Annotated in this window: 9 protein-coding genes; 2 read left to right on the top strand and 7 right to left on the bottom strand. The window is 71.6% G+C overall.

Going from position 1 to position 13,133, the window contains the following annotated elements:
- Nucleotides 1-13 precede the first annotated feature (13 nt).
- Nucleotides 14-3,244 carry an NACHT domain-containing protein gene (locus tag AB0411_RS34355; RefSeq protein ID WP_366421169.1) on the bottom strand — a complete coding sequence of 1,077 codons (3,231 nt, stop codon included), beginning with the start codon at nt 3,242-3,244 and terminating at the stop codon, nt 14-16.
- Between the two features lie 831 nt (nt 3,245-4,075).
- Here AB0411_RS34355 and AB0411_RS34350 point away from each other — a divergent pair.
- Nucleotides 4,076-4,747 (top strand): M23 family metallopeptidase, encoded by a 672-nt coding sequence (locus AB0411_RS34350; RefSeq protein ID WP_366421168.1) that lies wholly within the window; start codon nt 4,076-4,078, stop codon nt 4,745-4,747.
- Here the strand turns inward: AB0411_RS34350 and AB0411_RS34345 are convergent.
- Nucleotides 4,729-5,340 carry a TetR/AcrR family transcriptional regulator gene (locus AB0411_RS34345; RefSeq protein ID WP_366421167.1) on the bottom strand — a complete coding sequence of 204 codons (612 nt, stop codon included), beginning with the start codon at nt 5,338-5,340 and terminating at the stop codon, nt 4,729-4,731. The two genes, AB0411_RS34350 and AB0411_RS34345, sit on opposite strands and share 19 nt — an antisense overlap.
- 185 nt (nt 5,341-5,525) lie before the next feature.
- Here AB0411_RS34345 and AB0411_RS34340 point away from each other — a divergent pair, with 185 nt between their 5' ends.
- Entirely contained in the window at nt 5,526-7,121 is a 1,596-nt protein-coding gene (locus AB0411_RS34340) for an MDR family MFS transporter (RefSeq protein ID WP_403146126.1), read from the top strand.
- Nucleotides 7,122-7,790: 669 nt separating this feature from the next.
- Here AB0411_RS34340 and cseC read toward each other — a convergent pair.
- The 5 genes from cseC to AB0411_RS34315 all read right to left on the bottom strand — a co-directional run bounded on the left by cseC (nt 7,791) and on the right by AB0411_RS34315 (nt 12,627).
- Nucleotides 7,791-9,095, bottom strand: a complete 1,305-nt coding sequence (cseC, locus tag AB0411_RS34335) for a two-component system sensor histidine kinase CseC (RefSeq protein ID WP_366421165.1) — start codon at nt 9,093-9,095, stop codon at nt 7,791-7,793.
- Nucleotides 9,096-9,103: 8 nt separating this feature from the next.
- Entirely contained in the window at nt 9,104-9,814 is a 711-nt protein-coding gene (cseB, locus tag AB0411_RS34330; protein ID WP_366421164.1) for a two-component system response regulator CseB, read from the bottom strand.
- Nucleotides 9,815-9,823: 9 nt separating this feature from the next.
- Nucleotides 9,824-10,471, bottom strand: a complete 648-nt coding sequence (locus AB0411_RS34325) for a hypothetical protein (RefSeq protein ID WP_403152871.1) — start codon at nt 10,469-10,471, stop codon at nt 9,824-9,826.
- A 222-nt stretch (nt 10,472-10,693) separates the two neighbouring features.
- Nucleotides 10,694-11,299: a SigE family RNA polymerase sigma factor gene (locus tag AB0411_RS34320; protein ID WP_381854933.1), complete on the bottom strand. Its 606-nt coding sequence runs from the start codon at nt 11,297-11,299 to the stop codon at nt 10,694-10,696.
- A gap of 371 nt (nt 11,300-11,670) precedes the next feature.
- A complete protein-coding gene (locus AB0411_RS34315; protein ID WP_086721825.1) occupies nt 11,671-12,627 on the bottom strand; it encodes an A/G-specific adenine glycosylase in 957 nt (318 codons plus the stop codon).
- Nucleotides 12,628-13,133 lie beyond the last annotated feature (506 nt).

The raw sequence follows: 13,133 nt of genomic DNA, 5'->3' as shown, positions 1-13,133 counted from the left end.
GGCACCGGCCGGCCTATGTGCGGGGCCGGGGGAAGTAAGTGAGTTCGATATCCGGCGGGAGTGCGGGGGCGGGCTCGGGGCGGAGGTAGGAGAGGAAGACCTTCCGCAGATCGGGCAGGCCGGTCAGCGGTGGAAGGGCGACGGGGCCGCCGGTGAGACCGTAGAGCTGGAGGGTGCGCAGGGCGGGGAACGCCGGGAGGGCGGCGGCCACGGCACGGCTCAGGCCCGCGAGCGGGCCCCGCGCGACATTGATCGCGCTCAGCGTCGTCACCTGCGGCAGCCGGAGGCCCGCGGGGATCCGCAGGGTCTGCCCGGCCGCCAGGCCGAACGCGAACTCCTCCAGGCCGGGCAGGTGCGCCAGGGCGTCCCAGGCGTCGTCGGGGAAGGCTTCCGTGAGACTCCGCAGTTGCAGGATCCTGAGCTCCGGCCAGTGGCGCAGCGCGCAGAACCCGGCCTCGACCGGGCCTTCGATCAGCAGCGTGTCCAGCGGGGCGTCCGCCGGCAGCGCCCGCAGCCCCTCGGGCGGGAGGGGAGCCAGGAGGCGCAGGTGGCGGAGGCGCTCCAACAGGTGCAGCCCGTCCGGGCAGCGCACCCCGGCACGGTCCCGTGCCGTCACCGACAGCATGGTCAACGGCATCCCGGCGAGTGGGGCGAGGCTGTCGATCTTCGGGCAGTCCACCAGCGTCAGGGAGCGCAGGGCGGGGAACTCCGTGAGGAAGTCCAGGCTGCCGAGCGCGTCGTTGTCGGTCAGCGTCAGTTGGGTGAGCCGCTCGGTGGGCAGCCCGGCCACCAGCTCCCGGGCGGTGAGCGGGCCGGCGGCGCTGATCCGGGGCCGGTCGCCGGTCCGCCGCAGCGCACGCATGTCCTCGGGGCTGCGTACGGGGAACGTCGCTCGGTCCGAGAGGTGCCGGAGCACCTCCTGCGCGTACCGCTCGGTGTCGAACAGCGGCCAGGACAGGGCGAGTTGTTGCTCACACGATGAGGTGCGCCGGAAGCGCTTGAGGACCTCCAGGGCGCCGTCCGAGGCGAGCAGCGCCGCGGTGGCCACCACCTCTTGGGCCTCGTCCTTCTCCAGACCGTCGGCCGGGCCGGGCAGCAGCTCCAGGACGAGCGGCCCCACCAGCGCGAGCAGGTTCGCCTCCTCGCGGTCGCGGGGCGGCAGGATCGCCCCGGCCCGGTCGTGCACCTCGGCGCGCACCAGCGGATCCAGCTCCGTGGCGTGCTCCAGGCAGGCCAGGGCGAGGAGATGGACACGCACCCGGGTCAGGTCGTCCTCGATGCCGTCCCCGCGGGCGAGCAACCCCCGCAGGAGCTCCGCCCGTTCGCGCGGCCGCGCATGGGCCACCGCCATCCGGATCACGTCCTCCCACTGGGAGTCCTCGGCATGCGCCACCAGCAGCCCGAAATCCCCGTCCTCCACGGCGGCCTTGGCGCCGAGGTAGTCCTGGAAGGTCCGGTGGACGAAGTCGACGGAGCCGGGGGCCGGTTCGCGCAGGAGGCCGCTGCGCAGCAGGAGATGGCGGAAAATGGCCGTCGCGTCGCCCTGCTCCGCGGCGGCGGGCACGGCCGGCAGGGCCTCGCCGACGATGCGCTCGGCCCGTTCGCGGTCGAGTTCGTTGCGGCCGTTGCGGATGAGCCAGTACGCGAGCCGCTGGAGGAGCTGGATCTGCGGCTCGTCGCCCAGCTCGATGCCCGTGGGGGCGGCCATGTCGCGTTCGCGGTCCCGGCGGGAGAGCAGCATGCCCAGGGCGGCGTCGTAGAGCTCCTTGCGGCCGGTGGGCAGATAGCCGCGGCGGTCCCGGTGCAGGGCACAGATCAGGCCGCACATGAGGGGGTTGGTGGCGAGCCGGGCGAGGTCCTGTGTGGTGTGGACGGCGGCGAGGAGGGACTGCTCGTAGGCGTCGAGGCGTTCGGGGTCCTCGGCGTCGCAGCGGGCCGCGGCGTGCCAGCGGCCGATGAACGCCGCGACCTCGGTACGGCTCATGGCCGACAGCGTGAGTTCGCCGAAGCCGTCGGCGGCGAGCCAGTCGTCGCGTACGGCGGAGGGGCGGGAGGTGACCAGCCACAGGTTGCCGGGGAAGGCGTCGGACAGATCGCGCAGCCAGCGGCGGGTGGGCTCGCGCTCCCGCTCGGGGATCTCGTCCAGGCCGTCGACGAGGAGGAGCGCCCGGCCGCCGGCCAGGACACGGTCGGCCCAGCCGGCGGGCTGCGAGCCGGACACGGGGCAGCCGACGGCGGCGAGGAACCGGTCGGGGGTGGGCAGGGGCGCCCCGTCGCGGGTGAGGGTGCGCAGGGGGAGGACGAAGGGGATCCGGCCGTAGAGGTGGGGGAGGGCCGTCTCGCCGGGGGCCTTGGTGCAGGAGACGGCCAGCCACTGGACCAGCGTGCTCTTGCCGGAGCCGGCGACCCCGCGCAGCAGCACCCGGTCGCGGCCGGCCAGAGCCTGGTCGGCGGGGACGGGAAGGGGCGCGGGCGGCCCGGGCCGCGGGCCGGCCCCGTCGTGGAGGGGGCCGGCGGCGGTGGCCTCCGGGGCGGTCGCCGCCAGGCTCAGGTAGGCCGCGTCCAGGGGCCAGCGGTCCGGGGAGTGGGTGAGGTCGATGCCGTAGATGGTCAGCCGGCCGTGCTTGCGGGCCAGGTAGGCGAGGTAGTCGCGCTCGAAGGCGGTGTCGGCGGCCTGCGGGGAGGGGTGCCGCGCGAGGACGGCGTCCATGGCGCCGACCAGGCCGTCGAGGGTCCGGCTCTGCGCCACGAGGGTGCGGGCCACGAAGGCGGACCGCCGGGTGAAGAAGTGCACGATGTGCAGGCAGGCGAGGCCCAGCAGGGTGTCGTGCAGCAGCTCGGCGTCCCGGGAGAGGCCGCGGACGGCGGCGGGGCTCGCCGCCCTCAGACGCCCGGCGAGGGCGTCGGCTCCCAGATGGACGGCCTGGACGTCGTCCATGTCGAGGCTGCCCAGCCCGCGCAGCGTGGCGGCCAGGGCACCGGCCACGGCGGGCTCCTCGTCCGCGGGCAGCGGGCGCTCGCCGGGGCCCGCGGACCGTACGGCCCGCTCCACCAGCTCCCGCGCGAGCCGGTGCAGGTCCTTCTCGGCGAGGGTGCGTTTCTCGCCCGTGAAGGTGACCAGCCCCGAGATCCGTACCGGCCGGTCCACCAGGGCGGCGCCGGGCCCCTCCTGGACGAAGAGCCTGCGTACGAGCGGGGCGACCACGCCGGAGGCGAGCCGGATACCCAGTGCTGTCGGGTCCATCGTGCGGTCGCCCTCCCCCTGGCCGGTGCTGCGGTCGCGCCAGGCTAGAGGGGCGGGCGGGGCAGCGGGCGGGGATCGGCCAGATCGCGCCGGGGACGGGCTGGGGCGGTGGTGGCGGTGGTGCGACTGCGGCGCGGCGGTATGGCTGTGGTCGGGCGACGGTGTGGTGACGGTGTGGTGGCGGTCACGGAGATCTGCCCCCCATTCACCCTTAATTCGGACATTTGCCAATCCCGAGTAATCCAGGCCACAAAACCCCGGCAGCCCGCAACGCAAAGCCCGAGTAGCCCAGGTCACAAATTGCGGGTAACTCAGGTCACAAAGCGCGGGTAATCCGGTCCGCAAAGTGTCGCGGGGGTGACTCCACGGGGCTCGGAGTTGCCCGCGTCACAAACACTCCGGGCCCGAATCGGGCGCCCGAAAGGGGTGCGGAAAGGGGTTGGATCTTGCTTATCGGTGACATGGCGCACAGCCGATTTGAGGCCTACTAAAAGTATTAGGGGGAGCGGACGGCGGAGTCGCGGGGGTTGCGGGGCCGGGGAGCGGGAGTCGCTGGGGGTTGCCGGGGCGCGAGGGGCGCCACCCGTGCGACATATGGCGAAAATGCCTGTTCAAGTGACCCGGAAGGGGCTCATGGACGGGTGCGAGATGTCCGATTTTGAGTGTTTCGTGCAGTGCTCTAGAGGGCACGCAAGGGCCTCGCTCACTCCGCTCCTGGTACGGACCTGGTTAGTAGAAAGGCCCCTTGGCGGGGCGGCAAAGGCGGGTTACCAAGGAATGGCAATCCCGGACCGCAGCCGGGAAACAAGCAATTCACTGGAGGAAACCCGCATGTCGAAGTTCACCGCTCTCCGCAATGCCAAGAAGTCCGCGCTGCGCAATCGCGTGGCCGTTGTCGCCGCCGGTGCCGGTGTTGCCGCCGCCCTGGGTGCCGGTATTGCCGGCGCTGCCGACACGGGCCTGCAGAACCTCACCTCGGGTGTCGGTTCCGCCGTGACCGCACAGGCCGACGCGCAGGCGAAGTCCGCGGCCGCCGCGAAGGCCGCCGCCGTCAAGGCCGAGAAGGACGCGGCCGCGAAGCCCGACGCCTGGGTCAAGCCGGTCAGCAACTACACCCTGGGCGAGCCCTTCGGCATCGCCGGCAGCCACTGGTCGCACAAGCACAGTGGCCAGGACTTCGTCGTGCCGACCGGCACCGCCGTCAAGGCCGTCCACAAGGGCACCGTCGTCAAGGCCGGCCCCTGGGGCGGCGGCGACGGCCCGGCCTACGGCAACGCCATCGTGATCCAGCACGACAACGGCACGTACACCCAGTACGCGCACCTGTCACAGATACAGGTCCGGGTCGGCCAGCAGGTCGGCGCCGGCCAGCAGATCGGCCTGTCCGGCAGCACGGGTAACTCCACCGGTCCCCACCTGCACTTCGAGGTCCGCACCGGCCCCAACTACGGGACGGGCATCGAGCCGACCGGATTCCTGCGGGCTCACGGCGACGCCGTCTGAGCTGAGTCCGGCCGGGCTGGCCGGCGGTTCGGCGGGTTCGCCGCCGTGACCAGTTCTGTGGCGACCTCGAGGATGGCCCTGCGCTTCTCCTCGGGGTCGCCGCTCACGCCCTGCATCACGAACATGCCCGCATGCATGGAGAACAGCGCCGTGATGCAGCGCACCTGATCCGTCAGCTCCGCGTCGGGCTCCTTGAGCAGCCCGAAGAGCGCCAGCATCCGCGATTTGAAGGTCTCGCCGATGCTCAGATTGCGCACCTCCGCCTGGTTCTCCTGCATGAAGCGGAAGAGGGGCTCGGCCGAGCGCAGCGACTCGCTGTAGCGGCGGATCAGCTCCTGCTTGGTCTCCAGGGTGCGCGGCTGCTCCTCGGCCCAGGCGATCAGTTCGTCGATGGGCCTGCTCAGGTCCTGGAACAGGCTGATGACGATGTCTTCCTTGGTCTTGAAGTGGTAGTAGAGCGCCGCCTTGGTGACCTCGAGCCGCTCCGCGATCTCGCGCAGCGACGTCTTGTCGTAGCCCTGCTCGGAGAACAGCTCCAGAGCGACGTCCTGGATGCGCTGGCGGGTGTTTCCCTTGCGCGCCTGTGTGCTCATGGTGCTCTCTCCTGCGTTGTCGGTCCTGGTCAGAGGGCTGCCCAGCCGGGCACCCGAGAAACTTACTTGACGCCCGGCTAGTTGTCCGCTTACCTTCCGTACCGTACCGAACTAGCCGGGCGGCAAGTAAGTAGGAGTGAGTGATGGGGAAGTCGCGACACGCGACCCCGACGGGGGACAAGCAGATGACGGACACCGGGAAACCCGACGCGGCACCGGACCCGGGCACGGCCAAACAGCCGCCCGGCGTCCGCGTGGTGCTCTTCGCACTGATGATCGCGATGCTGCTCGCGATGCTGGACAACATGATCGTCGGCACCGCGATGCCCACGATCGTCGGCGAACTGGGCGGGATGGACCACCTGTCCTGGGTCGTCACCGCCTACACCCTCGCCACCGCCGCCTCCACGCCGATCTGGGGCAAGCTCGGCGACATGTACGGACGCAAGGGCGTCTTCCTGTCGTCCATCGTGCTCTTCCTGATCGGCTCCGCACTGTCCGGCATGGCGCAGGACATGGGCCAGCTGATCGGCTTCCGCGCCGTCCAGGGCCTGGGCGCCGGCGGTCTGATGGTCGGCGTCATGGCGATCATCGGCGACCTGATCCCGCCGCGGGAACGCGGCAAGTACCAGGGCATGATGGCCGGCGTCATGGCCGTCGCCATGATCGGCGGACCGCTGGTCGGCGGCAGCATCACCGACCACCTCGGCTGGCGCTGGAGCTTCTACATCAACCTGCCGCTCGGCGCGATCGCCCTGGTCATGGTGACCGCGGTGCTGCACCTGCCGAAGAAGCGGGCACAGACCCGCATCGACTACGCCGGCGCCGCGCTGCTCACCCTCGGCATCACCTCGCTGGTGCTCATCACCACCTGGGGCGGCACCGAGTACGCCTGGCTCTCCGGCGAGATCATCGGCCTCGGGATCCTCGGCGTGGTCGCCCTCGCCCTCTTCCTGGTCGTCGAGCGCAAGGTCAGCGAGCCGGTGCTGCCGCTGCACATCTTCCGCAACGGCAACTTCTCCCTCGTCACCCTCATCGGCTTCCTGGTCGGCTTCGTGATGTTCGGGTCGATGACGTTCCTGCCGCTCTTCCAGCAGACCGTCCAGGGCGCCTCGGCCACCAACTCGGGCCTGCTGCTCCTGCCGATGCTGCTCGCCATGATGGCCGTGTCGCTGTTCGCCGGCCGGGTCACCACCCGGACCGGCAAGTACAAGATCTTCGTCGTGGTCGGCGGCGGACTGATCACCGCGGGCCTGGCCCTGCTGTCCCTGATGGACACCGGCACCACCCGCTTCACCTCCGGTGTCTTCATGGCGGTGCTCGGCGCCGGCATGGGCTTCCTGATGCAGACCACGATGCTGATCGCCCAGAACAGCGTCGAGATGAAGGACATGGGCGTCGGCTCGTCCTCCGCCACCCTCTTCCGCACGATCGGCGGCTCCTTCGGCGTCGCGATCTTCGGCGCGATCTTCACCCACCAGGTGCAGTCCACGATGGCCGAACGGATCGGCAAGGCCGGCGAGAAGATGACCAGCGGCGGCGCCCAGATGGACCCCAAGAGCCTCGCCCAGCTCCCCCCGATGATCAAGGACGCCTACGCGCATGCGGTGGCCTCCGGCACGCATCACGTCTTCCTCTGGGGCGCCGTGATCAGCATCATCGGCTTCGCCGCGGCGTGGTTCCTCAAGGAGGTGCCCCTGCGGGGCGGTCCGGCGCCGGCCGCCGCGGACGAGGGGGCCGCGGGGGACCGGGACCGGGTCGCGGTCGTCGAAGCGGTCTGATTTCTGGCTTGCGGCCCACGTTTTTGGCTTTCCCGTCGTGGGTTTCGCTGCGCTTGGCTTTCGGCCCACGTTTTTGGCTTTCCCGTCGTGGGGGTTGCTCGCCGTTCTTCGCCCGCTGCGGTGCCGCTGCGCGGGGCTGGGTGCGGTGGGTGGCGCCTGCGGCGGGCGGGGTCCGCTGCGCGGGGCTGTGGGTGCGGTGACGGGCCTGCGGGGCCTGGTGTGGGGACTGCTTCGCTTTACGTCCCCACACCAGGCCCCTCCGGCCCGTCCCCTCCCGTGGGGGAGTTGAGTGAACGTGGGTGGGGGCGGGCCGTAGTCGTGGCCCGCCCCTACCTTGTCGTCACGGGGTGACCCGTTTTCGTGTGATCGCGAGGCGCACCGGACCAGCTACCTGCACCCCCACCGGCCTTCTTTCACCACCCCTCAACGGGAGGGGACGGGTCGGAGCGGGTGGGTGTCCGGACGTAAAGCGAAGCAGTCCGGACACCCACCCGCGCAGGCCCGTCACCGCACCCGACAGCCCCGCGCAGCGGCACCGCCCGCCGCAGGCGCAACGGCGAGCGCACCGCGCAGCGGGCGACAAACGGCGAGCAACCACCACGGCGGGAAAGCCAAAAACGCGGGGCAACCAAAAACGCGGAAAAGACAAAAACGCGGGACAACCAATCGTCACCGATCAGGCAGCTGCAGAACCGGAAAGCTCCCCGTACTCGTCGGCGCGTTCTCCGGCAGCCACAGGACGGAGACCGCCCCTGTCGACCCGTCGGTGAGTTCATCCGCGTTGCGGAACGTGAGGCGGGCGCCGAGGACGCGGGCCTGGCCCGCGGCGATGGTCAGGCCCAGGCCGTGCCCGCGCCCGGCACGATCGCTGCTGCCGGTGCGGAACCGGCTGGGGCCCTCGCGCAGCAGCGCCTCGGGGAAGCCGGTGCCGTGGTCGCGGACCCGCAGCACCCGGCCCTCGACGGTGACTTCGATGGGCGGCTTGCCGTGCCGGGCGGCGTTGGCGATCAGGTTGCCGAGGATCCGCTCCAGGCGGCGCGGGTCGGTGGTGACCTCGGCGTCCCGTACGACGTCGATGGTGATGTCCGGGTCGAGGGCGCGCACCCGCCGGGTGACGAACTCGCCGAGCGCGACGTCCTGCAGTTCGGCGCGCTCCGCATGGCCGTCGAGCCGGGCGACTTCCAGGACGTCCTCGACGAGGGTGCGCAGCGCCTGCGCGCGGTCGCGGACGAGCTCGGAGGGGCGGCCGGGCGGCAGCAGTTCGGCGGCGGTCAGCAGGCCGGTGACGGGGGTGCGCAGCTCGTGGGCGATGTCGGCGGTGACCCGCCGCTCGGCCTCGATGCGTTCCTGGAGGGCGTCCGACATGGCGTCGACGGCGAAGGCCAGGTCGTCGGTCTCGTCGCGCACCCGTCCGCTGCCGACCTCGTCGCGGATGCGGACGGCGGTGTCGCCGTCGGCGAGTTTGCCGGCGGCCGCGGCCGCCTTGCGCAGCCGCTTGGAGAGCCGCCCGCCGACCAGCACCCCCAGTGCGCAGCCGCCGACGACCACCGCGGTCGAGCCGATGACCAGTGCCTGGTCGAGGTCGTCGAGGACGGCGAAGCGGTCGGGGAAGCGGTCGTGGACGGACAGCACCCGGCCGTTGCTGAGCGGGGAGGCCGCCCACACCTCGGGGGCGGTCTGCCCGGTGTCCTGGAGGTAGGTGGCGCGCTTGTTCTTCTCGACCTCGTCGCGCAGCGCCTCCGGCAGCGCCGGATCGTCGATCTTCGCGCCGAACTGCAGCCGGTTGGTGGAGATGAAGATCTTCTGGGTGAAGTTGAGCCGCTCGATCTGCACGTCGCGGCTGTTGTCGAGCATGGAGTGCCGGGCGGCGTTGTGCACGACAAGGCTCAGCGCGATCGCGACCAGCGCTCCGACGAGCGCGATCGCGGCGCTGAGCTTCCATCTCAGCCCCGTCCGCAGGGCCAGCCTGACCACCGGCGGTGTCAGCCTCTCAGCTTGTATCCGAAGCCGCGGACCGTCTCGATCCGGTCCTGGCCGATCTTGCCGCGCAACCGCTGGACATGGACGTCCACCACCCGGGTGTCACCGCCCCAGCCGTAGTCCCAGACCCGCTCCAGCAGCCGGTCGCGCGAAAGGACCGTACCCGGTGCGTTGGAGAACTCCAGCAGCAGCCGCATCTCGGTCGGCGTCAGGGCGACGTTCGTACCGCCCTTGCGGACCTCCATGCCCTCCGTGTCGACCTCCAGGTCGCCGAAGCGCAGCACCGGCTCGGGGATGTCGGCCGGGTCCGCCGACGCACCGCCGGCCCGGTCCGGGCCGCTGGCGTGGCCGAAGCGGCGCAGCACCGCGCGGATCCGGGCGACCAGCACCGCGCCGTCGAACGGCTTGGTCACATAGTCGTCGGCGCCGGCCTCCAGGCCGAGCACCACATCGATCGAGTCGGCGCGCGCCGACAGCATGATCACGGGAACGGTCGACTCGTCGCGGATCCGCCGGCACAGGCTGACGCCGTCGAGCCCCGGCACCATCACATCGAGCAGCGCGATATCGGGACGGTCGGCACGGAACGCCTCCAGGCCCGCGAGCCCGTCCGGCATCGCGGTGACGGTGAAGCCGTCCCGTTCCAGTGCGAGCTGGGTGGCCTCGCGGATGACGTCGTCGTCCTCGACGAAGAGCACATGGGTCTCGGCCATGCGGTTGTCTCAACCCTCCGTTCCCGTGTCGTCGTCCGGCGCGGTGCCGTCGGCGGTGGTCTTGCTGTAGTCGGTGTGGTAGGGGCGGCCGCGCTGGCTGAAGCGGTCGTCCGCCCAGTGGTAGGTCACCACGTCCTCGCCGGAGGGGCAGCACACCTTGTCGCCCGCGGCGTAGGTCTGCTTGGAGACCTCCAGGTCGCCCTTGTTCACCCCGGCGTAGACCGACGGCTGTTCGTTGATGTACACGGTGTCATACCCGCCCGGGGCGCCCGGGCGCCTGCGGAACACATACGCGCCGATGCCGACGGAATCCGCGCAGGTCATGACGTTGACGATGACATCGGGCGACTTCGCGCCGGTCAGCGACGCATACGTCACCTCGACCGGGTACTCGTCCGCGGCGCACGGCTTGGCCAGCGACCTCTTCACGTCCGGGCCGACCTTCGGGGCGTGCTTCAGCAGCTTGACGGCGTCGACCTTCTTGTAGCGGGCGGTCGCCGACGGGCTGGGGGTGGTGTGCAGCGCGCCCTTGGGCGCGGGGGTGGTGCCGGCCGATCCCTCGCTGCGGACGCCCTCGCCCCCCGGATTGCATCCGGCCAGCAAAAGGCCGACGGCGGCCACACCTGCCGTGGCCGCGCCGCCTCTGGTCAACCCGATCCTGGTCAACCTGTTCCTGGTCAATCCGCTCCCGCTCACCGTGCTGCTCGCACAGCTGCCGATGCCGCCGCTGTTCCTGAGGAGATTGTCGCGCGTCGGGCTGCGAGCCGTAAGGCGCCTGGCGCTGTGTCCGTTTTCATCGGTAAAGACGTGCTTCGTCTCGTGCGTGGTGGGATGTCGGTTGTGCCGCTCGCCGGGCCGCGGAGCGCCGCGCGCCGCCGGTCAGGCCGCGCACCGCTCCCGCCCCCGCTCGCCGCGCTCCAGCATCCGCGCGTCGATGTCACGCATCTGCAGCTCCTGACGCAGCCGGGCCAGCGCACGGTGCAGCGTGCTCTTGACCGTTCCCGTGGACATGCCCAGCGCCGCCGCGGTCTCCTCCGTGCTCATCTGCTCCCAGTGTCGCAGCACGACGACGCTGCGCTGCTTGGGAGCCAGCACCCCGAGGATGTCCATCAGCAGGGCGCGGTCGGCGCGCTGCTCCGTGCCGTCGTCCACGCTCGCGTCCGGAAGCTGCTCGGTGGGCACCTCTTCCAGCTTGCGCGCCCGCCACCACTCGGTCCGCGTGTTGATCATGACGCGGCGGAGGTAGGCGTCGGCCAGCGACTTGTCCGCGATGCCGTCCCAGCGGCCGTACGTGCGGACCAGCGCCGTCTGCAGCAGATCCTGGGCGTCGACCGGGTCGGGCACCAGGCGCCGGGCGCTCCGCAGCAGGGCCTCCTGCCGGGTACGCACATACTCTTCGAAGTCCAGTACCTTGCCGCCGCTGGTCGCCATTTCGACGCCTCCGATCCGCTTACGATTCCCCACGTTGACCGTGCTGGCGGTCATCTCCAGCACGAGGAAGACGCTACGGAGGGGGTGTTGCGGCGTAATGTGCGTCGGCCCCACAGCGAGTGCACGGAAAACCCTCGGTTGTGTAACAGCCCGCCAGGGGTCATACCTCGGACGGACGACGGCCTGCCGCACGTCATCCTCCGGGGGGAGGGGCACCCCCACCAGAAGGCCGACCGGCCATGACGCGGCGGCAACCGCACAAAGGGAAGGTCTTCTTCCGGTCGTATCGGGGACACTTTCCGGTCAAGCGAGGCGAAAGGTGACACGCGGTCAGACAGGGGCACCCGACGCCGAAGGGCGCGGCCGCCGAAGTGACCGCGCCCTTCTTCCGTCTTACAGGCAATCCCGTACGGGTGAGTGCCGCGCTACGTGAGCGGCAACCGATAGCGGCCGCCGCCGAGCGGCTCCACCAGACCGTCCGAGACCAGACCGTCCAGCGCCCGCGCCCGCTGCACCGGCTCGTCCCACACCGCATCCAGCGCCTGCTGCGGCACCGGCGAGACCGCCTCGCGCAGCACCGCGAGCAGCTTGCCCCGCACCTGCCGGTCCGTACCGGCATACGTCTGCGTACGACGCGCCGGACCGTCGTGCGCCGGCGACCCGGCCCGCCGCCAGGCGCACTGCGCGGCGATCGGGCAGCGCCCGCACTCCGGAGCACGCGCCGTGCACAGCAGCGCACCCAGCTCCATCGTGGCCGCCGCCCAGCGCGCTGCCAGCTTCTCGTCCTCGGGCAGCAACTGACGGGCGAGCTTGCGCTCCGCCGCGGTGGTCGCGTTCGGCGGGAACTGGCGGCCGGCCACCGCGCGCGCGAACACCCGGCGCACATTGGTGTCCAGCACCGCATGCCGCTGCCCGTACGCGAACGAGGCGACCGCGGCCGCCGTGTACTCGCCGACGCCGGGCAGCGCCAGCAACTGGCCGTGCTCGCGCGGCACGTCGCCGCCGTGCCGCTCCTGTATCGCGGAGGCGGCGGCGTGCAGCCGCAGGGCGCGGCGCGGATAACCGAGCCGGCCCCAGGCCCGCACCGCCTCGCCCGGCGCCTCGGCGGCCAGGTCGGCGGGGCGGGGCCAGCGGGCCAGCCACTGCTCGTAGACCGGCAGCACTCTGCTGACCGGGGTCTGCTGCAGCATGAACTCGCTCACCATCACACCCCAGGCGCCCGCCTCGGGGCGGCGCCAGGGCAGATCGCGGGCGTGCTCGTCGAACCAGTCGGTGACCGGGCCGTGCAGCGCGGTCCCGTCGGCTTCCGCGGCCGCACCGGCGGCGGAAGCGGTCTCGGTGGCGGCGGTCGTGGCAGTGGTGGTGACAGGCGTCGAAGTCATGGCACTGCCGATCCTGGCACGTCCGACGCCGCCCAGGAAACGCACCGGGCCCGCCCCGCCGCGCGCCCACCCGCACGCAGGACGACCACATACGCACGGGTGGCGGCTACCGGCGGTAGGGGGAGGGGGCGGCCCCGGAGGGCGGCGCGAGGCCCCCGGCGGCCTGATTACCTTACGAGGGAACTGGTCACTCTCCGTAATCGTTGCTGGAATATATGGAGGCGGCAAGCAAGGAAAGCGAGGATGCGGGCATGGAGCGGATGCGCGAGACGGACGATACGAGCGGTGTGGCGGAGCGAGGTGGACCGGCCGGGCGAGGCGGCGCGGCCGGGCGGGAGGGGGCGGCCGGACGGGGCGGCACGGCGGAAGAGGGCGTGGCGCGCTTGGGCGTGGCGGGAGCGGGCAGGGCCGGCGCGGCGGGCGCCGGTGCATCGGGTGGCGCCGGCGCATCGGGTGGTGTCGGGGCGTCAGGTGGTGCTGTGAGGCCGGGCGGCGCGGGGGGCGAG

Source organism: Streptomyces angustmyceticus (assembly GCF_040701845.1).
Classification (GTDB): Bacteria; Actinomycetota; Actinomycetes; order Streptomycetales; family Streptomycetaceae; genus Streptomyces; species Streptomyces angustmyceticus_A.
Note: the sequence above shows the minus strand (reverse complement) of the source record. Positions and strands in the feature narration are given on the sequence as shown.